At 31.0% G+C, this 25,485-nt stretch carries 27 protein-coding genes; 16 read left to right on the forward strand and 11 right to left on the reverse strand.

Features of this window, described 5'->3' with window-relative positions; all coding sequences use genetic code 11:
* The first annotated feature begins 88 nt into the window (after window positions 1-88).
* The 7 genes from BM072_RS06540 to BM072_RS06570 all read left to right on the forward strand — a co-directional run bounded on the left by BM072_RS06540 (window position 89) and on the right by BM072_RS06570 (window position 9,953).
* Window positions 89-1,207 carry a TonB-dependent receptor domain-containing protein gene (locus BM072_RS06540; protein WP_092907752.1) on the forward strand — a complete coding sequence of 373 codons (1,119 nt, stop codon included), beginning with the start codon at window positions 89-91 and terminating at the stop codon, window positions 1,205-1,207.
* 16 nt (window positions 1,208-1,223) lie between these two features.
* Window positions 1,224-2,552: a DUF4876 domain-containing protein gene (locus BM072_RS06545; protein ID WP_125113031.1), complete on the forward strand. Its 1,329-nt coding sequence runs from the start codon at window positions 1,224-1,226 to the stop codon at window positions 2,550-2,552.
* A gap of 15 nt (window positions 2,553-2,567) precedes the next feature.
* The gene (locus BM072_RS06550; RefSeq protein WP_125113030.1) at window positions 2,568-4,166 is read left to right on the forward strand and encodes a DUF6850 family outer membrane beta-barrel protein; all 1,599 of its coding nucleotides are present in this window, start codon (window positions 2,568-2,570) and stop codon (window positions 4,164-4,166) included.
* Window positions 4,167-4,175: 9 nt separating this feature from the next.
* Window positions 4,176-5,321: a cytochrome-c peroxidase gene (locus BM072_RS06555; protein ID WP_092907758.1), complete on the forward strand. Its 1,146-nt coding sequence runs from the start codon at window positions 4,176-4,178 to the stop codon at window positions 5,319-5,321.
* A gap of 78 nt (window positions 5,322-5,399) precedes the next feature.
* Window positions 5,400-6,698: a cryptochrome/photolyase family protein gene (locus tag BM072_RS06560; protein ID WP_092907760.1), complete on the forward strand. Its 1,299-nt coding sequence runs from the start codon at window positions 5,400-5,402 to the stop codon at window positions 6,696-6,698.
* Window positions 6,699-6,831: 133 nt separating this feature from the next.
* A complete protein-coding gene (locus tag BM072_RS06565; protein ID WP_092907762.1) occupies window positions 6,832-9,234 on the forward strand; it encodes a heavy metal translocating P-type ATPase in 2,403 nt (800 codons plus the stop codon).
* Between the two features lie 116 nt (window positions 9,235-9,350).
* Window positions 9,351-9,953, forward strand: a complete 603-nt coding sequence (locus tag BM072_RS06570; protein ID WP_125113029.1) for a transcriptional regulator — start codon at window positions 9,351-9,353, stop codon at window positions 9,951-9,953.
* A gap of 26 nt (window positions 9,954-9,979) precedes the next feature.
* Here BM072_RS06570 and BM072_RS06575 read toward each other — a convergent pair whose 3' ends face one another.
* The 4 genes from BM072_RS06575 to BM072_RS06590 all read right to left on the reverse strand — a co-directional run bounded on the left by BM072_RS06575 (window position 9,980) and on the right by BM072_RS06590 (window position 13,421).
* A complete protein-coding gene (locus tag BM072_RS06575; protein WP_092907766.1) occupies window positions 9,980-10,837 on the reverse strand; it encodes an AraC family transcriptional regulator in 858 nt (285 codons plus the stop codon).
* Between the two features lie 129 nt (window positions 10,838-10,966).
* Window positions 10,967-11,449 carry a DUF4822 domain-containing protein gene (locus BM072_RS06580; protein ID WP_092907768.1) on the reverse strand — a complete coding sequence of 161 codons (483 nt, stop codon included), beginning with the start codon at window positions 11,447-11,449 and terminating at the stop codon, window positions 10,967-10,969.
* A gap of 89 nt (window positions 11,450-11,538) precedes the next feature.
* Complete coding sequence (locus BM072_RS06585; protein WP_092907770.1) at window positions 11,539-12,750, reverse strand: amidohydrolase; 1,212 nt, start codon at window positions 12,748-12,750, stop codon at window positions 11,539-11,541.
* Window positions 12,751-12,752: 2 nt separating this feature from the next.
* On the reverse strand, window positions 12,753-13,421 hold the full coding sequence (locus BM072_RS06590; RefSeq protein ID WP_092907772.1) for an ankyrin repeat domain-containing protein: 669 nt from the start codon (window positions 13,419-13,421) through the stop codon (window positions 12,753-12,755).
* A gap of 222 nt (window positions 13,422-13,643) precedes the next feature.
* Here BM072_RS06590 and BM072_RS15630 point away from each other — a divergent pair, with 222 nt between their 5' ends.
* Together BM072_RS15630 and BM072_RS06595 are read left to right on the forward strand one after the other, a co-directional pair.
* Window positions 13,644-13,790, forward strand: a complete 147-nt coding sequence (locus BM072_RS15630) for a DUF2695 domain-containing protein (protein WP_125113139.1) — start codon at window positions 13,644-13,646, stop codon at window positions 13,788-13,790.
* A 1-nt stretch (window position 13,791) separates the two neighbouring features.
* Window positions 13,792-14,133, forward strand: coding sequence for a DUF2489 domain-containing protein (locus BM072_RS06595; RefSeq protein ID WP_177190271.1), 342 nt, complete (start codon window positions 13,792-13,794; stop codon window positions 14,131-14,133).
* Between the two features lie 51 nt (window positions 14,134-14,184).
* On the opposite strand, the gene BM072_RS06600 is transcribed toward BM072_RS06595, so the two are convergent.
* The 3 genes from BM072_RS06600 to fumC all read right to left on the reverse strand — a co-directional run bounded on the left by BM072_RS06600 (window position 14,185) and on the right by fumC (window position 16,603).
* Window positions 14,185-14,637, reverse strand: coding sequence for an RES family NAD+ phosphorylase (locus tag BM072_RS06600; protein ID WP_092907776.1), 453 nt, complete (start codon window positions 14,635-14,637; stop codon window positions 14,185-14,187).
* 2 nt (window positions 14,638-14,639) lie between these two features.
* Window positions 14,640-15,074 (reverse strand): antitoxin Xre/MbcA/ParS toxin-binding domain-containing protein, encoded by a 435-nt coding sequence (locus BM072_RS06605; protein ID WP_092907778.1) that lies wholly within the window; start codon window positions 15,072-15,074, stop codon window positions 14,640-14,642.
* A 131-nt stretch (window positions 15,075-15,205) separates the two neighbouring features.
* Window positions 15,206-16,603 (reverse strand): class II fumarate hydratase, encoded by a 1,398-nt coding sequence (gene fumC / locus BM072_RS06610; protein WP_092907780.1) that lies wholly within the window; start codon window positions 16,601-16,603, stop codon window positions 15,206-15,208.
* 133 nt (window positions 16,604-16,736) lie between these two features.
* On the opposite strand from fumC, the gene BM072_RS06615 reads away from it, so the two are divergent.
* Window positions 16,737-16,943, forward strand: coding sequence for a hypothetical protein (locus BM072_RS06615; protein ID WP_092907782.1), 207 nt, complete (start codon window positions 16,737-16,739; stop codon window positions 16,941-16,943).
* Window positions 16,944-16,997: 54 nt separating this feature from the next.
* Here BM072_RS06615 and BM072_RS06620 read toward each other — a convergent pair whose 3' ends face one another.
* Window positions 16,998-17,450: an SRPBCC family protein gene (locus BM072_RS06620; protein ID WP_092907784.1), complete on the reverse strand. Its 453-nt coding sequence runs from the start codon at window positions 17,448-17,450 to the stop codon at window positions 16,998-17,000.
* A 104-nt stretch (window positions 17,451-17,554) separates the two neighbouring features.
* On the opposite strand from BM072_RS06620, the gene pafA reads away from it, so the two are divergent.
* Both pafA and BM072_RS06630 read left to right on the forward strand, forming a co-directional pair.
* Window positions 17,555-19,201: an alkaline phosphatase PafA gene (gene pafA, locus BM072_RS06625; protein ID WP_092907786.1), complete on the forward strand. Its 1,647-nt coding sequence runs from the start codon at window positions 17,555-17,557 to the stop codon at window positions 19,199-19,201.
* Between the two features lie 77 nt (window positions 19,202-19,278).
* On the forward strand, window positions 19,279-20,118 hold the full coding sequence (locus tag BM072_RS06630) for a sulfurtransferase (protein ID WP_092907788.1): 840 nt from the start codon (window positions 19,279-19,281) through the stop codon (window positions 20,116-20,118).
* 203 nt (window positions 20,119-20,321) lie between these two features.
* Here the strand turns inward: BM072_RS06630 and BM072_RS06635 are convergent, their stop codons facing one another.
* A complete protein-coding gene (locus tag BM072_RS06635; protein ID WP_245752068.1) occupies window positions 20,322-21,422 on the reverse strand; it encodes a putative type IX sorting system protein PorV2 in 1,101 nt (366 codons plus the stop codon).
* Window positions 21,423-21,526: 104 nt separating this feature from the next.
* Here BM072_RS06635 and BM072_RS06640 point away from each other — a divergent pair, with 104 nt between their 5' ends.
* The 3 genes from BM072_RS06640 to BM072_RS06650 are packed head-to-tail and all read left to right on the forward strand — an operon-like array spanning window position 21,527 to window position 23,634.
* Window positions 21,527-22,267, forward strand: coding sequence for a CDP-alcohol phosphatidyltransferase family protein (locus tag BM072_RS06640; protein ID WP_092908063.1), 741 nt, complete (start codon window positions 21,527-21,529; stop codon window positions 22,265-22,267).
* A complete protein-coding gene (locus BM072_RS06645) occupies window positions 22,264-23,022 on the forward strand; it encodes a 3'-5' exonuclease (RefSeq protein WP_092907792.1) in 759 nt (252 codons plus the stop codon). The genes BM072_RS06640 and BM072_RS06645 overlap by 4 nt, the downstream gene beginning before the upstream one ends.
* Before the next feature lie 3 nt (window positions 23,023-23,025).
* On the forward strand, window positions 23,026-23,634 hold the full coding sequence (locus BM072_RS06650; RefSeq protein WP_092907794.1) for a fumarylacetoacetate hydrolase family protein: 609 nt from the start codon (window positions 23,026-23,028) through the stop codon (window positions 23,632-23,634).
* 31 nt (window positions 23,635-23,665) lie between these two features.
* Here BM072_RS06650 and BM072_RS06655 read toward each other — a convergent pair whose 3' ends face one another.
* Window positions 23,666-24,322: an HAD family hydrolase gene (locus BM072_RS06655; RefSeq protein ID WP_092907796.1), complete on the reverse strand. Its 657-nt coding sequence runs from the start codon at window positions 24,320-24,322 to the stop codon at window positions 23,666-23,668.
* A gap of 282 nt (window positions 24,323-24,604) precedes the next feature.
* On the opposite strand from BM072_RS06655, the gene BM072_RS06660 reads away from it, so the two are divergent.
* A complete protein-coding gene (locus tag BM072_RS06660) occupies window positions 24,605-25,069 on the forward strand; it encodes a hypothetical protein (protein ID WP_092907798.1) in 465 nt (154 codons plus the stop codon).
* Between the two features lie 47 nt (window positions 25,070-25,116).
* Here BM072_RS06660 and BM072_RS06665 read toward each other — a convergent pair whose 3' ends face one another.
* Window positions 25,117-25,383 (reverse strand): hypothetical protein, encoded by a 267-nt coding sequence (locus BM072_RS06665; protein WP_092907800.1) that lies wholly within the window; start codon window positions 25,381-25,383, stop codon window positions 25,117-25,119.
* Window positions 25,384-25,485 lie beyond the last annotated feature (102 nt).

Consider the following 25,485-nt stretch of genomic DNA (forward strand, 5'->3'; position numbering starts at 1 on the left):
TTAAAATCGCTTGGATAAATTTTACGGATTCTTTTCATATATTAAAATTAAGGTTTTATGCTTAACTTTTACTCCCAACTAAGTTAGTATATCCACGGTTTATAAACTTGATTTAGGTTTACGATATGATAATCAATTAGGTTACTCAACTTTTCAACCTCGTATCAATACTTCATACGCTTTTGATCGTTTTTTACGCGTACGTGGTGGTTTTGGTGTTACAAGTAAAGCGCCTTCTCTTAATCAATTGTACACGGGTAACAGATATTATGATTATATGTTGGGCGACGGAATTTATTCGGTTCCTGGAACAGGATTTATAGGTTGGATAGAATCTTTTAAATTAGCTGCTGATAATCCTGATTTAAAGCCTATAAAAACTTATCAATCAGAAATTGGATTTGATTTAAATTTCAAATTCGGAACATTTAATCTTACCGGATTTTACAATACCATGAAGGATGGTATTACAACTGTAGAAGATCCTTTTACAAAACAAGCAAGTTTAATACAACTTAACTCAACCACTACTCCAGCCTCTTATGATGTTATTGGTAAAAGAGATATTTATTTCTTTTCAAATAATTTGATAAATGCTTTAAAATCAGAAGATATTGGAGCAGAAATGTTTTTTACATTTAACCGTATAAAAGCATTAAATCTTGACATACAATTAAATGGATCATTTACAAAAACTACAAATACACCAAATAAAATACAATATAGTGCTTCTACTATTTTAACTGCACCAGAACGTTACGCCGTTTACAATGGTTTGGTTACAAAAAGTGAACAATTAAATTTAGGTTCAAATTTTAATTATCATCTCAAAAAAGTTGGTTTAATACTATCCTTACGTACCGAACATATATTGATGATGAATCATAATCGTAATCAAAACAGATATCCAATTGGATATTTAGATGATCGAATGGTTTATCATGCAATTCCTGTTGCAGATCAAACAAATACAGACAAATATGGTCATCTTATTCAGAAACCTGTAAAAGGAGATGAATCGTTGCAGCGCGCTTTGCATAATTTTCACCTTCGTATTTCAAAAGATTTCTTAAACGGTTTTAAAGTTTCTGTTTATACAACAAATGTTTTAGGACTAAAACCAACATACATAGACAGTGTAAAAGTCCGTAATTTATATCCTATTGCTGAATTTAGTTTAGGAGCAAAACTTGAATATACTTTTTAATAACACATATACAATTATGATAAAAAAATTATTAATTTTAACACCATTTTTAGCAGGATTAATGTTTCAATCTTGTTCTGATGACGATTTTTCTGGCGCAAATTTAAATCCAGTTAGTGTAAATGCTGAAGTAAAATTTGCAGGAGATTTCTCTGATACAAAAGCAATAAATACAAACGTTTTATTAAAAAATACAGAAACTGGAGCCGAATATAAAGGTATAACAGACAAAGATGGTAAATTAGTTTTACCAACTGTATTACCAGGAAAATATACAGCAACCGTTACTTTAACTTTAACTCCAAAACAATTCGAAGCATATTTTGGATATCCTTCTGGTAACGAAGAAGATATTGTATTTAACGGAGCTGCAGAAAATATTGCAATAACTTCTACTAATACAACATTATCTATTGAATTAATGGCTGCAAAAACAGTTGGTGGTTTGGTTATCAAACAAATTTATTATGGTGGTTCTCATATCAAAGAAGGTGCTGTTTTCCGTGATCAATTTGTAGAAATCTACAATAACTCTAACGAAGTTATGTATGCAGATGGTTTAATATTTGCACAATTATACGGAACTACAACAACTGGTACAGAATCTTATCATACTTCTACTGGGCAATTAGATTGGTCGAAAGGTGAAGGTAATACAAAAGGAGCTGCTGCAAATACAGATTACGTTTATGCAGATTGGGTATATCGTATTCCAGGTTCAGGTATTCAATATCCAATACAACCAGGTAAAAGCATTACTATAGCAGCAACCGCTATTAATCATAAAGCAAATTATACTGACAATAGCGGAAATGCAGTTAATATTTTAAACCCAGACTTAACTGTTGATTTATCTAATGCAGATTTCGAAGCTAACTTTACTTCGTACACAGGAAGTCAATACCGTTGGGATATTCAAAATCTTAATGTACCCGATTTAGATATTTTATTTGTATATGCAGGTAAAGAAATGACACTTGATAATTTAGGACGCGATGCTTATGTTATTTTAAACGCAACTGCGGCAGAATATAATGGTTTTACTAAAGTAAAATCTCCAGATCCAAGACCAACAAGTGAAAGATATTGCATTCAAATACCAAATTCTTTTATTTTAGATGCAGTAGAAACAACAACAGATTTAGCAAACAACCTTATTCCTAAAAAATTAAATACAAGTGACGATGCTGGTCGTACCTATTTATTACAAGGTGCTTATACATCAACATCTGTTATTCGTAAAACAGCAAAAACAATCAATGGTCGTATTATTTTAAAAGACACAAATAACTCGACAGAAGATTTTGTAAATATAAAAGCAAATCCAAAAGCTTTTGCAAACTAAAAATAATTTCAAAAAATGAGAATTGAATTCAATATAAATTCATATAACATTTCCTTGTTTACACATCATAATGTAAGCAAGGTTTTGCTTTTTCTTTTCGGTTCTTTCGGAACCATGGCTTATGCGCAAGAAAATGATACAATTAAAATAAATGCAAACACTTCATCAGCACAAGATTTAGAGAGATTAAACACGCTTCCTATTTCTTATTCTAATCAAGTGATAAAAGATTTTACACAAACAGAGGTTTATTTTAATCATACAAAGAATAAATTTGCACGTAAACAAACAGCTAAAGAAACCAATCGATTTGGTTTTAGAAGTCAAGGATTATTCAATTTAAAAAATGATTTTAAAGTTTTTGGAACCATTAAACTAGAAAAATTCTTAGAAAAAAGTTTGGCTTATAATCTTGATAATACAAGAACTGATGACTTAGAAGTACTTAATCCTACTTATTTTTTTGTTCCTCGAGCAGCAGATTGGGATAATCAACAATATGATATAAGTGCAGGAATTATCAAGAATTTTGGAAATTTTAATATCGCGGCGAAAGCTGATTTAAATGCCGAAAAATTTGCCAGAAAAGCTGATCCTCGTCCAGAAATTTCGACACAAAAATTAAATGGAGAATTACAAGCTGGTTATACCTATAATCAACATCAGATTTTTGTATTTAGCGCGTATGGTAAAAAAGATAAAGATTATAAATACAATTATACAAATAGTCAATTAAACAGTATTGCTTATCCAGAAACATACATTCGTTTTAATTCTGGTTATGGTCGAGTGATTAATCAACCGTACACAAAAAATAGATATTTTTCGAGAACAAGTTTCAATAAATTTGGTGGAGGGTATCAATTCAAATCAGATAAAACTCAAATTTTAGGATATTACAATTATCAAAAAAGTTTAGAAGATTTTTATAACGAGTATTTCAAAGATTCTAAATATTTAAGGTTTAAATACCAAACAATTTCACATTTGGGTCAGATACAATTACGTCAAAAAATAGTCAATAAATTGTTACGCGCTTCTATCAAAGGAAGTCAATCTACGTCCAAAAATTTTGATGTTGTTGCTTTAGGTACAAATTACATCAACCGCTTGCGAAATGTAACGTTTGATGTCAATCTATTAAATCAGCAAAAAGAAATTGTACATTATTATTTAGGAGCTTATGCAAGCTATAATCAAAATAGGTATTTAGATCAATTGGGATATACAGATTATCAAATAAATTCGTTAAATATTGGAGTTTATGGTAACCATGATTTTGTTTTCGCAAATCAATCTAAAATTAATCTAGGCTTAGCTGTTAATTATTATACAGCGCTAAAAAATAATCTAAATTATGTAAATATTTTGGGTGATACAGAAAACATGTTTTATGACAATGTAATTTTACACGATAATATATACAATTCTACAGATAGACTTGATACAAAGGCAGATTTACGTTATATGTTACCAGTCAAAAACAATAAAAATGTCGTAATTTATAGTCAATTTAGAAGTATATTTGCACTAAATAATCAAGTAAATACAGAAATTAATTTTGATAAAAATACCTCTTATCAAATCAATTTCGGAATACAATTAAATTATTAAGGAAGGAAAATGAAGAAGACAATTCCATTACTTGCAATTGGCGCAACTACTCTATTTTACGCATTCAAATCAAATAATGTTATCGATCAAGGTTATACAATTACAGAATTACGTGCATTGTACAGCAGTGGCGATCAATCAAAATGGCCAAAACCAACAGTTGACGAAAGTGTTTTGAAAGATGGTTTTGAAGACATTGGTACATTAGGAGAAGTTCCTTTTCCGAAAGATAATCCATATTCTAAAGAAAAATCAGAACTAGGAAAAGCTTTATTTTTTGATCCTCGCCTTTCCAATTCTAACCAAATAGCATGTGCAAGTTGTCATGATCCTGAACTTAATTGGGGCGATGCACGCCGTGTTCCTTATGGTGAAGACCGTCAACAAGGCGCTCGTAATTCACCAAGTTTGATGAATGTTGCGTATTCTAAAGTTATGTTTTGGGATGGGCGCGCAACAACACTCGAAGAACAAGCAGAATTTCCGATTCGTGATAAAAAAGAAATGAATCATCACATAGATTTTGCAACAAAACGAATTGCGCAAATCGAAGGATATAAACAATTATTTAAAGATGCTTTTGGCGATGATAAAGTGACAAATGATCGCATTACAAAAGCCATTGCAACTTTTGAACGTACAATTTTAGCACCTAAAAACCGCTTTGATAAATTTATTTCTGGTAAAGCAGATCAATTAACAGATCAGGAAGTTGAAGGTTTACATCTTTTTCGTACAAAAGCGCGTTGCATTAATTGCCACAATACAGCTTATTTTTCGGATAATAAATTTCATAATATTGGTTTAACGTATTATGGTCGAGAATATCAAGATTTAGGTTTATACAATACCTCAAAATTAGCAAAAAATGTAGGCGAATTTAAAACGCCTTCGTTAAGAGAAGTTCCGCAAAATGCACCGTATATGCACAACGGACTTTTTCCTACAATTCGTGGTGTTTTGAATATGTATAATGCCGGAATGTTTCATTTTCAACCAAATGATAAACAGAAAAATGATTCTTTATTTCCAAAAACAACAGAATTGGTTCAGAAACTGAATTTAACTTCTTCAGAAATGGATGCTTTAGAATCTTTTTTGAAAAGTTTGGAACAGAATCAATATAAAATGCGTCCACCACAATTACCAAAATAATTAAAACACAAAATATAAACGGCTCATGATTTGAGTCGTTTTTTATTGAATGATAATTGATTTTATTAAATTGCGAACATGAAAAAAATTGCGATACATTGGTTTCGAAGAGATTTAAGAATAACAGATAATCACGCGTTAAGTTTGGCTTTAAATTCGGATTATGAAGTTTTACCATTATTCATTTTTGATAAAGATATTCTAAATCAGTTAGAAGATAAATCAGATCGTCGAGTAGATTTTATTCATCAATCTTTACAAAATATTAACCAAGAATTAGAGAAATACAATACATCTATTTATTCTTTTTTTGGAACAATTAATGAAGCGTTTAAGCATTTAACAAACCAATATCAAATTGCAGAAGTTTTTTGTAACGAAGATTACGAACCGTCTGCAATAAAAAGAGACGAAGAAATTAAGTTGTTTTTAGAAACTCAAGGTATAAAATTCACTTCGGTTAAGGATCAAGTTATATTTGCGAAAAATGATATTTTAAAAGCAGATCAAACGCCTTACACCGTTTATACGCCTTATTCTAAAAAATGGAAAGAAAAGCTAAATGCAAATTATTTTCAAAGTTTTAACTGTAATTTAAACCATTTTACACCCAATTCTACTCCATTACATTCGCTTCAAGAAATTGGTTTTAAGAAAACTGATACTCATTTTGAAGCGCCAATTTTAGATAAAAATATCATTTCTAATTATGATGAATTCCGCGATTATCCTTCTCTAAATCATACAACACATTTGGGCGTTCATTTGCGCTTTGGTACAATTTCTGTCCGAAAATGTGTCGAATTTGCGCTAAATCATAATCAAATATGGTTAAATGAATTAATTTGGAGAGAATTTTTTATGCAGATTCTCGCAAATTTTCCAAAAGTACAAACCAAATGTTTTAAAGAAAAATATGAAAATATTGCTTGGCGAAACAATGAAAACGAATTTATAAAATGGTGCAATGGCGAAACGGGTTATCCTATTGTTGATGCAGGAATGCGTCAATTAAACCAAACGGGTTTTATGCATAATCGTGTGCGAATGATTGTGGCAAGTTTCCTTTGTAAGCATTTATTAATTGACTGGCGTTGGGGCGAAAGTTATTTTGCTCAGAAATTATTAGATTATGATTTATCTGCAAATAACGGAAATTGGCAATGGTCGGCTGGCTGCGGCTGCGATTCTGCGCCATATTTCAGAATTTTTAATCCGTACGAACAAACTAAAAAGTTTGATAAAGAGTTAATTTACATTAATCATTGGATTCCGAATTTAAACGATTTAGATTATCCTACACCAATTGTTGAGCATCAATTTGCACGAGAAAGAGCATTAAGAATTTATAAAGAAGGAATTAATAATACATTGTAAATTAATTAGATAAAATATTTTGCTTAAATTTATAGTTCAAATAATACATACCGAAAGATATAAGATTATTTGAAAATTGTATAAAACAATCGCCATGTAAAATACGGAACTTTGTAAAACAAAATTAAAACTTATGGACGCACAAAATATTATTATTCCAATTCTTAATTTAAACTCAGAAAAAGATGTTGCTACACTTAAAACATTACTTACTGAAATAGAAAATATAGAAGAATTTACTGTTGATTTAAACACAAAATCAGTTTCTATTACGGCTAAAAAATTACCAAAAATTACGGCTAAAGTTTACGAAGCTTTAAAACAAAATAAGTTTGAAATTAACTCTGTTCAGAAAACATATCCAGTACTCAACATGACGTGTGCATCTTGTGCTAGCAGTTCTCAGGCTAATTTACAAAGACAAATTGGTGTTGTAAATGCTGAGGTTAATTACGGAAATGGAATGGGTAAAATTGAATATATTCCAAATTTAATTACACCAGAAAAACTTAAAGATGCGCTAAATAATGTTGGTTTTGACTTGATGATTGATGAAAAAATTAATCAAGATGAAGAAATTGAACAATTGCAAGAAGAAAAATATAAAGCATTAAAAAACAAAGTAATATACGCGCTAATTTTTGGTTTTCCGTTGTTTATTATCGGTATGTTTTTTATGAATATGCCTTACGCAAACTACATTATGTGGGCGCTGTCCACTCCTATTCTATTTATTTTTGGACAACAATTTTTTGTTGGTGCTTGGAAACAACTTAAAAATAAATCGGCTAATATGGACACTTTGGTAGCTTTAAGCACAAGTGTTGCCTATGTTTTTAGTGTTTTTAATACACTTTTTCCAGCCTATTGGCACAGCAAAGGTTTACACGCGCATCCGTATTTTGAAGCTGCTGGATTAATCGTTGTTTTTATCTTAATTGGTAAATTATTAGAAGAACGCGCAAAAGGAAATACATCCGAAGCAATTAAAAAATTGATCGGTTTACAGCCAAATACCGTGACTATTTTAAAAAATAATCAACAAATTGAGACAAAAATAGAAGATGTTCAGATTGGAGATTTAATTTTAGCAAAACCAGGCGAAAAAATTGCAGTTGATGGAGAAATTATTGAAGGACAATCATTTATTGATGAAAGTTCTTTAACAGGAGAACCAATTCCAGTCGAAAAAGGAATAAATGATGAGGTTTTTTCAGGAACTATTAATCAAAATTCATCTATCCAATACAAAGCTTTAAAAGTCGGAAATCAAACTTTGTTGGCACAAATTATTCAATCTGTTAAAAATGCACAAGGAAGTAAAGCGCCTGTGCAAAAATTGGTTGATAAAATTGCAGGTATTTTCGTGCCAATTGTTATTGTAATAGCCATGTTAACTTTTGTAACGTGGTTAATATTAGGTCAAGAAAATGCCTTTACAATGGCGCTTTTATCTATGATTACGGTTTTGGTTATCGCTTGTCCGTGTGCGCTTGGTTTGGCAACACCAACTGCTATTATGGTCGGAATGGGAAAAGGTGCTGAAAATGGAATTTTAATAAAAAATGCTGAAAGTTTAGAGTTAGCAAAAAAAATTGATACAATTATTTTAGATAAAACGGGAACAATTACCGAAGGAAAACCTAAAGTTCAGGAATTAGTTTGGTTAGATAATTCTACGAAAGATATATTGTTTACAATCGAAAATAATAGTCATCATCCACTTGCGAAATCAATTACAGATTTTTTAGGAAATGAAACAAATTTACTTCATTTAAATGTTGAAGATGTTTCTGGTAAAGGATTGAAAACGAATTATAAAAACAAGAATTATTATGTTGGTAAAATTGGTTGGATTGATGAATTAAATATTCAAAAAACGGAAGAAGTTAATCAATTAATTAATTCATTTTCAAGTAAAAACTATACAATTTCTTTCTTTGGAGATGATGAAAAAGTATTGGCTTTGATTGGTATTTCGGATCAAATTAAACCAACATCTATTGAGGCAATTCAAGCTTTTCATGAAAAAGGAATTGAAGTTTGGATGGTTACGGGCGACAATGAATTTTCTGGAAATGCAATTGCAAAACAAGTTGGTATAGACCATGTTGTTGCAAATGCGCTACCAAATGATAAAATGGATATCATCAAAAATTTGCAAAAAAACGGAAAAACTGTTGCAATGGTTGGTGACGGAATTAATGATAGTGCAGCTTTGGCGCAAGCAGATGTAAGTATTGCAATGGGAAATGGTTCTGACATTGCGATAGATGTTGCAGAAATTACGCTGATTGGTGGCGATTTAACAAAAATTGATCATGCAATAAATCTATCAAAACAAACGGTAAAAACGATTCATCAAAATTTATTTTGGGCATTTATTTACAATGTAATTGGAATTCCGATTGCTGCTGGCGTTTTGTATCCAATTAACGGTTTCTTGTTAGATCCGATGGTTGCGGGTGCTGCGATGGCGTTGAGTAGCGTGAGTGTTGTTACAAATAGTTTGTTCTTAAAATATAAAAAAATATAGTTTAAAAACGCTGTATAAAAGAAACTTGAATATAAAATCGACTAATTTTTTGGAAATTATAATTTTCGAAGAATTAGTCGATTTTATTGTATATTCGATTTCGAATGGAGAAACCTATGAAAGCAATTATTACCGGAGATGTGATTAATTCTCGTGAAGTTGAATCTGAAATTTGGAAAAAAGAATTACAAAAACTCTTTCAAACAATTGGTAAAGAAACCAAAGATTGGCAAATTTATGATGCTGATCGTTTTCAACTAATAATTGATGCAAATAAGGCTTTAGAGTTTTCTTTGTTGATTAAAGCAACGCTAAAAGCAATTAAACCTTTGGACGCGCGAATTGCAATTGGCGTTGGAGAAATTGAAAATTTATCTGATGAAATAACAGCTTCTAAAGGCGTTGCCTTCTCCTATTCTACTGAATTATTTAAGGATTTGAAAAAATCAACTTTATCTATAAAAACACCAAATGATAGAATTAATCAAGAACTAAAAACTGTTGTTGATTTATTGACTTTTGTTCTGCATAATTGGACCGAAAAAATGGCCGAATATTTTAAAATTGCTTATCTCAATCAAAATCTGAATCAAAAACAATTGGCAAAATTATTAGAATTAAAAAGCCAAAGTACCGTAAGTAGCATTTTGAAACGTGCTGCATACGAAGAAATTTTACAAGCTATTTTATTTTATCAAATTAAGTTAGAGCAATTGTAAAGTTAATATACTCTGATTTATAAAAATTACTCTTCCCTAAACTTCGTTGGTGTCATACCCGTTTGACTTTTAAAAAAGTTGGAAAAGTAGGCATGATCAACAAAACCAAGTTCAAAAGCAATTTCTTTGATCGATAGATCGGTGGATTGAAGTAAGCGCTTTGCTTCGAGTAATACCCGTTGTTGGATGAGTTGTGTCGCCGAAACATTCAAGTTTTTCTTGCACAATATATTCAGATAATTCGCCGATATATTCAATTTAGTTGCATAAAATGCGACTAGTTTTTCCTCTTTAAAAAACTGATCGATGAGCATATTGAATTTGGCAAGTCTAGGGTTCGACTGATAAATTTTAGCTCCTGTAAATGTTTCTTCAGCCGCTTTGCTGACAATTGTCGCAATTACTGCTGCTCTTGTACTGATGATGTCTTGTAGCGAATCAAGCGCATCTAATTCATCCTTGATCGCATCAAATTCATATTTGAGTAAGTCGAAATTTTTATCCGATAATGAGATGACAGGATGGTTAATGTAATCTGTAAATGAAAAGCGGAAATAGGATGAAAAACGATCAAAAAAAACTTTGTCAATCATCAGTTGATAGCCTGTCGTATTCGGCTCTATACTCCATTTATGCACCTGACCTGGGAAAAGTATATGAACTTGCTTATCGCCAATAACATAATCTTGAAAGTCAATATTATGTGTGCCTTTTGCACGGTCAAATAAAACAATGATAAAAAAATCATGTTTATGGGGCTTGCTGATGTGCCTTTCTCCATGAAGTTCATTGTAAAGTAACTCTTTTCTTCCGGCAGTTTGTCCTTTTCTGAATTCCTGAATACCAATAATAGGTACATATTTGTTATCGGTATGTAAATTCATCTATCTAAAACATCTTGTTACACTTGCTTTCTAGGGAAATTTATAAAAAAAATATGGATTAATATGTGTGTTTACATCTTAATCCATATTTAATATTACGCTATAATGAAATCTTGTTCAATATTGAGATTATTTTTTTGGTTCTGGATGCGTTGTAACTGTATGAATGATATCAAAATAGACCGTTTTATCGTCATTATTTGGATAAATTCTATAAGTAAATTCTTTTTTCGTCAATACGGTAATATCAACAACACGTGTAAATAAGACTGTTCCTGCATCGTTTTTAGCCACAATTGTACGTGTTTTTCCATCAGCAGACACCGACCAATCTCCATGCATTTTGGGAGTATCATTAAGATTAAACATGGTAAATGTACCATCAGCTTTGAAGTAAGCAAAGCCAACAAAATTAGAAACATTAGGGTCCGTTAATGCTACATTTTCGTTTTTGTTATTTTTGGCATTAGTTGTTTCCCAAGGTGTACTTGCTAATAATTCGCTCGGCGTTAATACTGGTTCTACAGTTGAGTCGTCGTCTGAACAACTAAAAATTAACGATGTGCAAAATACAACCAAAAGTGATAATGCAATTTTTTTGAAAGTTTTCATATTTTATGGTTTTTATGTTTTAAACAAAATTAGAAGATAAGTCAATCTAATAATTGTGTCTTTTATTCTGATGCTTGAAGAATTTATAATTAAAAAACAATGTTTCCTTTGTGAATCAATGATTTTACTGGAGAAATACGTGACACAGCTTCTGCAGAACAACTTGCATCTACAAAAACCAAGTTTGCTTCATCTCCAACTTTTGGCCATTGTTGATTTCCGTTATCATCCAAAGGAAGTTTGTAGCGAGTCGCGAAAGCTAATGTTCTCGATAATTGCCATTCCGTTCCATAACCGTATAGTTCGGCAATGAGGTTTGCTTTTTGAAGCATATTTCCAGATCCGAAGGTATTCCAATGATCCTGAATGTTGTCATTTCCGATTAAAACCTCTACGCCGTGTTTTCGAAGTGTCGGGATAGGCATAATCATATTGCCAAAAGGTACAGACGACACGATACCTACACCCGCATGCGCTAGTTTTTCAGCTATTTTTTCCGCTTCTGTAGTATTCAAAGCACTCAATGCAAAGGCATGACTCACAAATGATTTTCCACGAAGCTGTGGATTTTCAATTGTTTTATCAATTAAATATTGAATCGTGTTCATACCACTTTCACCCATTTCATGAAGATGAATATCAATTCCTTTATTGTTGTCTATCGCAAGTTGCGTAATCTGGTCCATTACTTTCTCTATACTTCCGTCCAAAGAGTAAGGATCGACTCCGCCGATAAAGGCTACTGCATCCAATTTCGCAACATCTTTTAAGATTGGAAGGGTATCCGTGTAGTACAAGCCATGTTGCGGGAAAGCAACCAATTCAGCCGAAAAAGTTGATTTTTTATTTTCTAATGCTTTTTCTAAATGCTTTAATGAATCAAGACCAGAAGTAGGATCTACATTAAAATGCGAACGAATATGATCTGTACCATATCCTTGTAGAAAGTCGATCATTTTCTCTGTTCTTTCTACAGAAGTATTCAACCATTCTGGAATCATCTTTTGCTCATAAGCGATCATATCTTTCACGGTTCTTCTTTTAGAAGATACTGCTTGCCATGGTAATCCGAAGAGCATTTTGTCCAAATGGGCATGCATATCTTTAAAAGCAGGCAACATTAAATGTCCTTTAGCGTCTATTGCATTGCTGTTTGGCTCATTGGGTTTAATAGATTTTATTTGACCATTTTCTACTTCGATGCAAAATAGCTCAGTTTTTGTTTTGATGACTTCTTGATTGTCGTACTCAAAACCTGTTTCGAGTAATACATTTTTTAAGTTATATGTTTTGTGTTCCATTTTTAGTTTGATAGTATTTTTACAATTTCAGTAAAACCATTATTTTTAGCATGTTGAAGTGCTGAAATACCTTCGTTATCCGTGATTTGAAGATTTGCGCCTGCCTGTTTCAAGATTTGGATGATCTCTTGGTATTTTTTAGACCCATCGCCTAATACGACTGCTTCCATCAGTGCTGTCCATCCCAATCGATTGATGTGATCAATTGGATATTTTTTTGTATTTGCAAGTAGTCTAACTGTTTCTACATGACCACGTTCACATGCAGGAATTAAGGCAGTACCATTATAACGATTAAACAAGTCAAAACGAGCGCCATGAGCTAGATACAATTTTACTAACTCAGTTTGTCCGCTCGCTCCAGCATATAAAAAAGCATTATCTTGATTATCAGCTTGCATATTTACATCAGCACCTTTTTCTACCAATAGTTTTGCCATTGCAACTTGTTTATTGATCGTTGCTAATAATAAAAGATTTCGTTTGCTTTTATCTTGTGCATTGACAGTTGCACCATTCTCTAATGCATTTTTGACCGCTTCAATATCATTTTTTGAAACAAGTTCAATTATATTTTCCTGTTGCATATGCGCTTCTTTTGAGATGGGATGATCTGATGCTCTACAAGAACTGAAGATTTCCATTGTGAGTAAAAACAAGAGTACTTTCATCTTTTTGAATTAAATAATTACTAATTTATTGATAACAAAGTTCAGGATATTTTGAACCTTTCTTTTGTGAATTTTATCTTAATCCTTGAAAGATTTATTCTTTGTATAAAATTATAGTTGTAAGTTTATTTAATGCAAAGTAAAATCTGTTTAATAAACATGTAAACTAATGTTTGGTAAAGAAGAAAAAAAGCTAGATTAGAATTTGAAGAGAGTTTAGCTATTCCTTGGGGAAATTTTAAAACATTTCTTGACTTTGTAGACGAAAAACTTTCAGAAAGTAATTGTAATGATTCTTTAAAATTTACAAAAGAGTTTTTAATAGAAAATAATGTTGAAGAACATTTTAAATATAATATTATTTTGTAAAATGAATAAATTTGAACTTATAAAACGTGATAATATAATTAAAAAAATGGTTTCGAATTCAAGAGCTATTTTAACTAAACAAATCGATTTTGTTGAGGGTTGTTTTAAAATGAAGGTTTTAATAGGAAATGTAACTTACATAAAACCCATTGATAATATTGATTTAGAAATTTTCTCCGTCTTTTACCATAAAATGGCTTTTTATCCGGTTGGTGATGAGAAGGAGGAATATAATAAAGAATTTTTAGAGAAATTAAATCTAAAAATTCAATTAATATTGGATGAATTTGAAAAACCTATTCTAGATAAATGCGAAGAAATTATTAAAAATTCTATTTTTTAAAGTAAATGAGCAATATCTACGAGCCAGTGTTTGTAAAAAAACTTTATTCTCTCACAACAACCTATTATCCCATTCGTAATTCTCTAATTCGAAGATTTTTACTTTTTCAGAAAAATTAGGATGTTTTGTATTGATGAGGTAATTAAACTCTTTCGGAATAATTGCAGAAGGAACTTTCATCGCCAAAAACTTAAAATCTTGGTACCATTTAGAACCTATTTCTTGTAATTTTGGATATGCTTCTACAGATTTCCAGTTTTTAGGCAACTTTATTTTCGAAATATCCAATATTTCACTTTCCTCACAATCCAATTCTATCACCAGTAATTTATACGAATTATCTATGTTGATATAATTTCTATGCACCACCAATTCTAACGTAGACAGCGCGCGCGAACTAGCTGTATATACCACAAATTCATCGTTTTTGTTCCATCTGTTGGCAACTCCAGATGCTTGCAACGATTGGGCATATTTTGCTTTACGAATATTGTAAACAAACATAATTATACGTTTTCTCCAAATTCAATTGCTGTCAATCTATTATCAATAAATTTTAAACCAGAAACTGTGTCCAAAAAATCCATTGGAGCTTTATTATCCAACAAAATATTGGGTGTTGTTAACCAATGTTCAAAATCTTCTTTTGTTGTAAAAACGTCTAAACCGTGCTTATATAAAGAAATTAGCAATACAATTTGTTCTTTTGTATTGTCTTTTAATAAAACATCTTTTGTTTTATAATTGCGATAAGTACGCGTTGTAATATTTAACCATTTCGAAATAATTTCATCTTTCAGATTTGATAATTCATCTAAATATTGAATGTATTTTTGGTCAATTGTATAGTTATTTACATAGAAATATACATTCGTAAAATCGTTGACTTCCGGTATATCTGCAATAATTTTTTTATATTCTTTAAGTGTTGTAGTTGCCATAATCTAAACTTTGTATTAAGTTACAAATTTTCCGATTGAAAAAGGAATTATTTCTCAAATTTAACTTTTACAGCTAAAAAAAGAGGCTGTAAAAAACAACCTCTTTTGGAATTTTATAATTAAATTAATTCTTATTTTAAAGAACCAACCATTTCTTCAGGTTTCACCCATTCGTCAAATTCTTCTGGCGTTACATATCCTAATGCAACAGCAGTTTCTTTTAAAGTTGAGTTATTTTTATGAGCTGTTTGAGCAATTTCTGCCGCTTTGTAGTAACCAATTTTTGTATTAAGCGCTGTAACCAACATTAACGAATTGTCTACCAATTCTTTGATACGAGCATAATTTGGCTCAATTCCTTGTGCACAATGTTCGTCAAAAGAAACACAAGCATTTCCTAATAAAATTGCTGATTGTAAGAAATTAGCCGCCATTAATGGTTTAAAAACATTTAATTCGTAATGACCTTGCGTACCACCAATTGTAATTGCAACATCGTTACCCATAACTTGCGCTGCAACCATAGTTAACGCCTCACATTGTGTAGGATTCACTTTTCCTGGCATGATAGAAGATCCTGGCTCATTTTCTGGAATGATGATTTCACCAATACCCGAACGTGGTCCTGAAGCCAACATACGAACGTCATTTGCAATTTTGTTTAAAGAAACAGCCAATTGTTTTAAAGCACCATGCGTTTCTACAATAGCGTCGTGAGCAGCTAAAGCTTCAAACTTATTTTCTGCCGTTACAAATGGTAAACCTGTAAATTCTGCAATGTATTTTGCTACTGTAACATCATAACCTTCTGGTGTATTTAAACCTGTACCAACTGCAGTTCCACCTAAAGCAACTTCAGATAAATGCTCTAAAGTGTTGCGTAAAGCTTTTAAACCGTAGTTTAATTGTGCAACGTAACCAGATAATTCTTGACCTAAAGTTAACGGAGTTGCGTCCATTAAATGTGTACGACCAATTTTAACAACATTCATGTACTCAGCAGATTTTTTTGCTAACGTATCACGTAATTGCTCAACACCTGGAATTGTAACTTCTACAACAGCTTTGTATGCTGCAATGTGCATTCCTGTTGGAAAAGTATCGTTAGATGATTGTGATTTATTTACATCATCATTTGCTTTTAAAACTGGTTCTCCTTCACCAATTTTGAAACCAGCTAAAACTTGCGCACGATTTGCAACAACCTCGTTCACATTCATGTTAGATTGTGTACCAGAACCCGTTTGCCAAATAACCAATGGAAATTGATCATCTAATTTTCCTGCTAAAATTTCTTCACAAACTGCTGCAATTGCATCACGCTTTTCTGTTGGTAAAACACCTAATTCAGCATTTGCAAACGCAGCAGCTTTTTTTAAGTAAGCAAAACCTTCGATAATTTCTTTTGGCATAGAACCTGATGGTCCAATTTTAAAATTATTACGAGAACGTTCTGTTTGTGCACCCCAATATTTTTCTGCAGGAACTTTAACTTCCCCCATGGTGTCTTTCTCTATTCTGTATTCCATTTCGGTATATTTTTATTTATTATTATAACTTATTCCTACAAATTTAAGAAATCGTTTGATGAAAGAAAAGTGATTATTGTTAGTATTTCTATAAATTTTATTTATTAAATTTGTAGCACATAAAAATAAAATCATGATTCAATTTTTAGGTTTCTTGTTATTCTTAGTAGTCGCTTTATGCGGATTTTGGGGTATCATTTTCTTCGCGACAATGGCTATTTCATGGATCCCATTCTGGGTTGCAAATACAAGAAAAGAAAAAGCTGGAATAATCACAGCAGAAGATCCTCGTCCGATTTTACCAAATCAAGAAGGAATCACAGTATTATTCAAGAAATAATATAACTGTTAGAAAAAAATTAAAGAGGAGCTTGACGAAGCTCCTCTTTTTTATTTATTCTACTTTTGATTCTTCATCTAAATTACCTTCGATATAATTTTTTAAACTAATTCGGATAATTTCATTCCAACCAGCTTCAAAACTTGCTCTTGAGAAATTTGAATCATCTGGCGGAAAAGTTTCAATTCCTTCGTGTGTCAAAATCAATTGAGTTTGATTACCTAAAACGTCTTCAATTTCGGTTAATTCAAACATAACCAAAGAATCCCCTTCGTAAACTGGATAGTTCCATGTATAAGCAATTTTTTGATTGGTTTCTACTTCAACTATTTTACAATGATGTAGATAAGAACCTCCATAAAACTCAAACTCAAATCCTACAATTGCTTCAAATTTATCGATATCAAAATACCATTTATCAAAAGCTTCTTTATTAGTCAATGCAAACCAAAGTTTATCTATTGGTGCTTCAAAAATCTCTTTTATAATTACGGGTTGTGCGCTCATATTATCTTTTTTTATGGTTTGTTTAAATTAATGATTTTTTTAATTATTATTTAAAATTGTGCCAAAATTTTATTCGTTACATTTGTTCTGTAAAATTTTTTAAAATGAAATTTAATAAAACTTTTTTAAGTGTTTTAGGACTCTTTGCTGGTTTGTCGCTTTATGCACAACAAGAAGTAAGCCGTCCTAAATTAGTAGTTGGAGTTGTAGTCGATCAAATGCGTTGGGATTATCTTTATCGTTACCAAGATCGTTATTCGTCGGGCGGTTTTAATCGTATGTTAAACGAAGGTTTTAGTAACGAAAATACGTATATACCATATCTGCCTACTTATACGGCAATTGGTCATAGTACTATTTATACGGGTTCTGTGCCTGCGATACACGGAATTGCAGGAAATGATTTTATCATTCAAGCAACTGGTAAAGAAATGTATTGTACGCAAGATGATGCTGTAAATGGAATTGGAACAACAGGAAAAGCGGGAAAAATGTCGCCAAAAAACTTGTTAACTTCTACAGTTACAGATCAATTAAAATTAGCAACAAATTTTCGTTCAAAAGTATTTGGAGTATCATTAAAAGATCGTGGTGGAATTTTACCTGCTGGTCATTTTGCTGATGCTGCTTTTTGGTTTGAAGGTGAATCTGGAAACTGGATTTCGAGCTCTTTTTACATGAATGAATTACCAAAATGGTTACAAAAATTTAATGATAAAAAGGTTGCTGAAAAGTATTTAGATAAATGGAATACACTTTATCCAATTGAAACTTATGTGCAAAGTGAAAAAGATGGAAATCCGTACCGCGAAAATTACAAAGGATTAACAAAAAGTCAATTTCCTTATGATTTAAAAGCTCTTAAAAAAGACAATGGTTTAGGTTTAATTCGTTCTACGCCTTTCGGAAATTCTTTAACAAAAGACATTGCAATAGAAATTATTGACAACGAAAATTTAGGTCAAAACCAAGCTGGTGTTACAGATTTCTTAGCAGTTAGTTTTTCTTCTACAGATTATGTTGGACATCAATTTACACCAAATACAATAGAAGCTGAAGATACTTATTTGCGTTTGGATAAAGATTTAGAAGAATTATTTAACCATTTAGACAAAAAAGTTGGTAAAGGAAATTATTTAGTTTTCTTAACAGCCGATCATGGTGGAGCACATAATCCTAAATATTTTCAAGATAAAAAAGGAAATGCAGGTTATTTTCCGACCGGAGAAGTTAAAAAAGCATTGAATGCAAAACTGAAAGAAGAATTTAAATTGGATGATATTGTACGTTCTTTAACTAATTATCAAGTTCATTTAAATTATCAAACTATCGAGCAAAATAAATTAGACGAAGAAGATATTAAAGATGAAATCGTAAAATTTATGCGCAAAGTTGATGGTGTTTCTTTTGTTGCTGATATGGATAAAATTGGAGAAGCTTCGATTCCTGCAATTATAAAAGAGCGCATGATAAACGGTTACAATAAAAAACGTAGTGGTGCAATTAATTATATTTTAGAGCCACAATGGTATGGTGGTAAACAAAATAGTGGTGGAACAACACACGGTACTTGGGGATCTTATGATGCACATATTCCTTTTGTATTAATGGGTTGGGGAATAAAACATGGACAAAATAACAACCGTGTTTATATGACAGACATCGCTCCTACTATTTCAGCTTTATTGCATATCGAAGAGCCAAACGGAAATATTGGGCAACCAGTACAAGAAGTAATTAATCAAAAATAAAACAATTTATTTTTTACGAAAAAACGCTACCAATATTGGTAGCGTTTTTTTATTTTTATCATCTAAATTATAAAAAAATGAAATTCGATAAACCACTACTATCAGCACAACAACTTCATGAAAATAACAATCTGCCTAATTTAATTATTTTAGATTGTACGATTGATAAAGTTGGACAATCTCTAAAAGACGAAAAATTAGAAACAATTCCGAATGCTATTTTTTTTGATATAGAAGGGAAATTTTCTGATCATGCCGTAAATCTTCCACATACTTTGGTTGATGAAGAAACTTTTGCAAAAGAAGTACAAAATTTAGGAATTAATTCAGATTCAATTATTGTTTGTTATGATCGTTGGGGCGTTTATTCTAGTCCGCGTGCATGGTGGATGTTTAAAGCGATGGGGCACAAAGAAGTATATGTTTTGGATGGAGGTTTACCTGCTTGGAAAGCCAATAATTTTGAAACAAATTCAGTTCATTTTCAACCAACAGAAAAAGGTAGTTTTAAAGCTGATTTTCAACAAGATTGGTTTGCCGATAAACAAGTTATGTTAAATTCAATCAACGATCAATCAAAAACCATTGTCGATGCCCGCTCAGAAGGTCGATATAAAGGCACTTCGCCCGAGCCAAGACAAGGTTTACGAAGTGGACATATTCCGAATTCTAAAAATTTATTCTTCGAAAATATTTTAGATGGATCTCATTATAAATCTGAACAAGAATTGAAGTTAATTTTTCAAAAATTAACCAATCAAAATCAAGAAAATATATTTTCGTGCGGTTCCGGAATCACAGCTTCAATTTTGGCATTGGCTTCTACCGTGGCAGGTTTTCCAAATGTAAAAGTTTATGATGGTTCTTGGAGCGAATGGGGCGCTGATGAAAGTTTACCAATAGAAAAAGATTTGTAGTAAAATTAATAAAGCCTTAATTTTTTTCTCGAAATTTATTAAGACTTTTCGGTCAATTTTTATAAATTCTTTTGTTCTATAACTCTACTATTCCCATATAACCTATAGACTATTATGATTATATATACTAATAATTAAAAAAGAAAGCCAATTCGTTATGAATCAGCTTTTATGTTTTACTAAATATTAATCTTAAATTGATATTATCGCCATTTATCCATTTCAAATCGAACAGAAAATATGTTAGAATATAATCCTAAACCACTATTTCCGAAATTTGTCAATGCATAATCTATCGCAATTCCTTTGTATTTAAACCCTACTCCAACATTTGGTTGAAGTTGTGTTTTTTGTTTTCCATCAAACTGTTCTATTTTCTGAAGATTATTTAATCCACCTCTCACAAAAACCATTTCATCGTAACCTAATTCTACTCCAATTGCTGGTGAAATAGAAAATCCTTTACCAGAAATTGCAGCATTTGTTTGTTGAAACTCAACATTCATATCAACTTCTCCTAATAAAGACCAACGTTCAGCAAAATCGAATCTTTTTCCAACACCAAATTGTAATTTTGGCATTGTTAACTCAATATTTTCTCCAGGTAGATCATTCAAAATTGTAGGTTCACCTTCATTACTTGGTTCATCAACCGAAATCTCTTTTACTTTTTCTTTATTAATACTCCACGCATTAAAAGTTGTCGTAATATCACGCGCCATTACACCAAAATACATTTTATTATCGGTGCGATATTGCAATCCTAAATCAATTCCGAAACCAAAACCTTGCGCAAATTTCCCGATATGACGGTAAACAACTTTTGCATTTGCACCAAACTGAATGTCTTTATTTCCGAATACATTACCCGCATAAGACATTGTCAAAGCATAATCAGCACTCGAAAATTTAGAGATTTTATCGTAATTTATATTTCCTTGATTATCGATTAATTCTGTTGTATTTAAAATGTCATCAACACCAAAACGCATCAACGAAAAAGCGATTGTTGCATTACTTTCGCTCAACGGAATTGCAACTGCAGCATAATCAAATTTTGCAATGGATTGAAAATATTCTGCATGCATTGCCGAAGCTTCCCAATCGTAATTAACCTCCGTTAAACCTGCTGGATTCCAATATGCAGCGTTAGCATTGCCAATGTTTGCAACAACAGCATTACCCATCGCAAATGAACGCGCATCGGCTCCGATACTCAAAAATTCATTCGAATATTTACGCGTTGTTTGAGAAAACACAAACTGACTTGCAACAAATGATATAATAAGAAGTGATTTTTTCAAAATTGTTTGATTACGAATATAAAAACTCAAAAATAGACGTTTTATTGTATTTAATAAGGATTCAGATAATTTTTGTTTGTATTTTTGTTCCGAAAAATTCTTCTATGAGATTATTTACAATACCAAATTATTTAACGCTCCTAAACCTTTCGTGTGGTGTTTTGTCGTCAATTTTTATTATTTCAAGTAACGGAAATGTAACGGCAACAACAGTAACAATTGTAATGGTTTTGATGTTAATTTCGTTAATCGCTGATTTCTTGGACGGAATGGTGGCGCGTTTAATGAATATTGGTAGCCCAATTGGGAAAGAATTAGATTCTTTGGCCGATTGTATTTCGTTTGGTGTTGTGCCAGGTTTGATGGTTTTCGCGATGTTAAATCATCTTTCTACCGATTTTATTTATGAAAATGAAAACCTTAAAATTGCAGCAATTTCTTTATTTGGATTTTTAATTCCAGCATTTTCAGCCTTACGATTAGCAAAATTTAATTTAGACGAAGATCAAGCTACATATTTCAAAGGATTGGCAACGCCATCAAATACGTTGTTTATTTTTTCTATTTTTTCTATCTATTACAACAACGGACAAATCATCAATCCAACTGTTGACCCATATTTATTAATCGCAATATCTATTGTGTTTAGTATTTTATTAATTATTGATTTACCATTATTTGCCTTAAAATTTAAAGGATTGAGTTGGGCAGAAAATTATTATAAATACATTTTTTTAATCATCACTTTAGGTTTAGTTGCATGGTTGCAAGTCGCATCAATTCCTTTAATAATAGTGTTGTATATCATCATCTCAATCATTTTTAGAAAAGAAATTATAAAATGAAACTAACTAAAAATATCTGTTTCTTTGATTTAGAAACAACAGGAACAAATGTTTCGAAAGACAGAATTGTAGAAATTGCAATTGTAAAAGCATTTACAGACGGAACAAAAGAAGTAAAATCGTGGAAAGTGAATCCAGGTATTCCAATTCCGATGGAAACAACTTTAATTCACGGTATTTCTGATGAAGATGTAAAAGATGCACCTTCTTTTAAAGATATAGCGCCGCAAATTATCGAAATGATTAAAGATTCTGATTTAGCAGGTTTTAACTCAAATCGTTTTGATATTCCGCTCTTAGCAGAAGAATTATTGCGCAATGGTTTTGATTTTGATTTAACAAAACATCGTCCAATTGATGCGCAAGTTATTTATCATAAAATGGAGCCACGTAATCTTGGTGCTGCATATAAGTATTATTGTGGTAAAGATTTGATTGACGCACATTCGGCTGAAGCAGATACTTTGGCAACTTACGAAGTGTTGATGGCGCAAATAGAAAAGTATGACGAATTAGAAAATGACAATAAATTTTTGAGTGAATTTTCTTCTCAACGTAAAACTGCCGATTTAGCTGGTTTTATACAAGTTGACGAAAATGGAAATGATGTTATTTCTTTCGGAAAATACAAAGGTCAAGTCGTAACAGATGTTTTTGCAAAAGATCCTGGTTATTATACATGGATTCAGAATGCTGATTTCCCTTTATATACAAAGAAAGTTTTTACTAAAATTAAATTAAAAAACGGTTTCTAAGCGATGAAAATTATTTGTGTTGGACGAAATTTTGCAGAACACGCAAAAGAATTAAACAACGATATTCCCGATTCGCCAATGTTTTTTATGAAACCCGATTCGGCTATTTTGCGAAAAGGTTTTCCGTTTGTTATTCCTAGTTTTACAAAAGAAGTTCATTTTGAAACAGAAGTTGTGATTAAAATTGACCGAGTTGGAAAAATGATTCAACCACAATTTGCAGATCGTTATTTTTCTGAAATTGCGTTGGGAATTGATTTTACTGCACGCGATATTCAACAAGAATTAAAAGAAAAACGTTTTCCATGGGAAATTGCTAAAGCTTTTGATGGTTCTGCTTTTGCTTCAGAATTCTTTCCGAAAGAAAATTTTGATTTAGATAATCTTAATTTTAAACTGGATAGAAATGGTGAAAATGTACAAACTGGAAATACAAAAGATATGATTTTTCATATCAACACGTTGATTGCAGAATGTTCTAAATATTTTACCCTAAAAAAAGGTGATTTAATTTTTACCGGAACGCCAGCCGGAGTAAGCAAAATAAATTCGAAAGATACTTTAGAAGGTTTTCTTAACGATGAAAAAGTATTTGAAATAAAAGTATTATAAAGCAAAAAGCACTTCTACGGAAGTGCTTTTTTTATTTCAACTCTTTTATAAACGTTGCATTTATTGTATTAAAATCATCGACAATTGTATTGGCCTTTTCGAGATTTTGCTTTTTAGAATTTTCACTTTTATAGCCCAAACAATAGATATTTGAGCGATAAGCCGCTTCTACTCCATTTGTAGAATCCTCAATAACAATACATTCTTCGTTGGTAGATTTGGCTAAATCAGCCGCATGAAGAAAAATTGCTGGATCTGGTTTTGATTTCGGAAAACTCTCTCCCGAAACTTTATGCGAAAAATATTGATTTAAATTAAATCGATTAAAAACACGATCAATTGTACTTTTTGAAGCCGAAGAAGCTAAAATTAATTCGATATTATTTTGATGTAAATCCTTGATTAATTGCTCTACTCCATCAATCAAAAATAAATCTGGTTTTGTATCAAAAGCTTCATTAAAAATAGCTCGTTTACGTAAAACCAAATCATTTACTTCTCCTTTCAAATCAAATTTATCTTTTAAAATTTGATATACATTTTTGGTTGATTGTCCTGTAAATGTAGAAAATAATTCTTCTGTAACTGGAATATTTAACTCTTTATAATGTTCAAAATAAGCGTATTTGTGCACAGGTTCTGTATCGACAATTACACCATCCATGTCGAAGATTACAGTCTTAATCATATTTGTTTGATTTTCAAAATTTTATGTTTGTGTTTTTTAATTTACCTTAATATTGCAATATTAAGCGTTTTTAAATAAACACAAAACGTTCAGATTTTCCATCTGAACGCTTAACAAATATACAATTAATTTTTATTTACACTTTTCTTTTTTGCCTGATTAAAGTCGTTACAACTCCTAGAATTTAAAAAGTGGTCATCCCTATAAAATATTAAAATATAATTAATTTAAAATTTTTTATATTTCATAATGTATATTATTTTTATAAAAACAATATACATTATGAGAACGATTTTATTTTCAATTTTAACATTAATTTCAGTAAATTCATTTGGACAAGGGCAAACTATTAATCCTGATTTAGGCGACCATGGTCCATCTACAATTACACCAGGTCCTTCAGCTCCTTCAGGTCCCCAAGAGTCATATGGTTCAAACATAAATTTAAGCTGTAATGCAAACAGTAGAACATTTACTTACAAAATTAATAGTACTACTGTAAATGAAGGTTATATTTGGATATATCCTGCATCAAATATTGATTATACAAATAATAATCAATATTACAATCCAGTATATGAAGCATATATTTATAGTGGTAATATTAATACTTCTACTTATTTTAGTACAAGTTGGGACCCTACTGCAACAAACCCAAAACCTTATAAAGTCTTTTTAGAGGCTGAGTTTTCAAAAGCAGATGGTTCAACATATTTTGAAAAATCAGAAATATTGTGTCGCTTCTAAAAAAAATCATATTTAATTAAAAAAAGTGGTCGTTATTTACCACTTTTTTATAGATTTAATTTATCTACTTCTTCTAAACCTTTTTCAGTTAATTGAAACCTAATAATTGGTTCTTTAGCAACATTAATTTTACATAAAACAGCTGCAGAAAAAACGTCAGAATATCTTTTTTCAAACCATTCGTTAGGATAAATCCAATCTTCTAAACCTTCTATATTAATTATCTGATTATTAATTTTTCTTTCTGATTCTTGATACTTAATTCTCTGTATATTTTCATTATCTGTATAAATCTCAAAACCCATATTTTCCATTTTTTAATATTAAGTAAATCAAAAATAGAAAGTTATATTGAAAGTAAAAAACAAACAAAGGTACATAAGTATAATAGTAAACGTGATTTAGAACCAAAAATT

The organism is Algoriella xinjiangensis (assembly GCF_900115015.1).
In the GTDB taxonomy this organism is placed as follows: Bacteria; Bacteroidota; Bacteroidia; order Flavobacteriales; family Weeksellaceae; genus Empedobacter; species Empedobacter xinjiangensis.

Bases quoted from the DNA above. Each gene is read 5' to 3' on its own strand.
- BM072_RS06545 (WP_125113031.1), top strand. From the start codon at position 1,224: ATGATAAAAAAATTATTAATTTTAACACCATTTTTAGCAGGATTAATG.
- BM072_RS06550 (WP_125113030.1), top strand. From the start codon at position 2,568: ATGAGAATTGAATTCAATATAAATTCATATAACATTTCCTTGTTTACA.
- BM072_RS06555 (WP_092907758.1), top strand. From the start codon at position 4,176: ATGAAGAAGACAATTCCATTACTTGCAATTGGCGCAACTACTCTATTT.
- BM072_RS06560 (WP_092907760.1), top strand. From the start codon at position 5,400: ATGAAAAAAATTGCGATACATTGGTTTCGAAGAGATTTAAGAATAACA.
- BM072_RS06565 (WP_092907762.1), top strand. From the start codon at position 6,832: ATGGACGCACAAAATATTATTATTCCAATTCTTAATTTAAACTCAGAA.
- BM072_RS06570 (WP_125113029.1), top strand. From the start codon at position 9,351: ATGAAAGCAATTATTACCGGAGATGTGATTAATTCTCGTGAAGTTGAA.
- BM072_RS06575 (WP_092907766.1), bottom strand. From the start codon at position 10,837: ATGAATTTACATACCGATAACAAATATGTACCTATTATTGGTATTCAG.
- BM072_RS06580 (WP_092907768.1), bottom strand. From the start codon at position 11,449: ATGAAAACTTTCAAAAAAATTGCATTATCACTTTTGGTTGTATTTTGC.
- BM072_RS06585 (WP_092907770.1), bottom strand. From the start codon at position 12,750: ATGGAACACAAAACATATAACTTAAAAAATGTATTACTCGAAACAGGT.
- BM072_RS06590 (WP_092907772.1), bottom strand. From the start codon at position 13,421: ATGAAAGTACTCTTGTTTTTACTCACAATGGAAATCTTCAGTTCTTGT.
- BM072_RS06595 (WP_177190271.1), top strand. From the start codon at position 13,792: ATGAATAAATTTGAACTTATAAAACGTGATAATATAATTAAAAAAATG.
- BM072_RS06600 (WP_092907776.1), bottom strand. From the start codon at position 14,637: ATGTTTGTTTACAATATTCGTAAAGCAAAATATGCCCAATCGTTGCAA.
- BM072_RS06605 (WP_092907778.1), bottom strand. From the start codon at position 15,074: ATGGCAACTACAACACTTAAAGAATATAAAAAAATTATTGCAGATATA.
- fumC (WP_092907780.1), bottom strand. From the start codon at position 16,603: ATGGAATACAGAATAGAGAAAGACACCATGGGGGAAGTTAAAGTTCCT.
- BM072_RS06615 (WP_092907782.1), top strand. From the start codon at position 16,737: ATGATTCAATTTTTAGGTTTCTTGTTATTCTTAGTAGTCGCTTTATGC.
- BM072_RS06620 (WP_092907784.1), bottom strand. From the start codon at position 17,450: ATGAGCGCACAACCCGTAATTATAAAAGAGATTTTTGAAGCACCAATA.
- pafA (WP_092907786.1), top strand. From the start codon at position 17,555: ATGAAATTTAATAAAACTTTTTTAAGTGTTTTAGGACTCTTTGCTGGT.
- BM072_RS06630 (WP_092907788.1), top strand. From the start codon at position 19,279: ATGAAATTCGATAAACCACTACTATCAGCACAACAACTTCATGAAAAT.
- BM072_RS06640 (WP_092908063.1), top strand. From the start codon at position 21,527: ATGAGATTATTTACAATACCAAATTATTTAACGCTCCTAAACCTTTCG.
- BM072_RS06645 (WP_092907792.1), top strand. From the start codon at position 22,264: ATGAAACTAACTAAAAATATCTGTTTCTTTGATTTAGAAACAACAGGA.
- BM072_RS06650 (WP_092907794.1), top strand. From the start codon at position 23,026: ATGAAAATTATTTGTGTTGGACGAAATTTTGCAGAACACGCAAAAGAA.
- BM072_RS06655 (WP_092907796.1), bottom strand. From the start codon at position 24,322: ATGATTAAGACTGTAATCTTCGACATGGATGGTGTAATTGTCGATACA.
- BM072_RS06660 (WP_092907798.1), top strand. From the start codon at position 24,605: ATGAGAACGATTTTATTTTCAATTTTAACATTAATTTCAGTAAATTCA.
- BM072_RS06665 (WP_092907800.1), bottom strand. From the start codon at position 25,383: ATGGAAAATATGGGTTTTGAGATTTATACAGATAATGAAAATATACAG.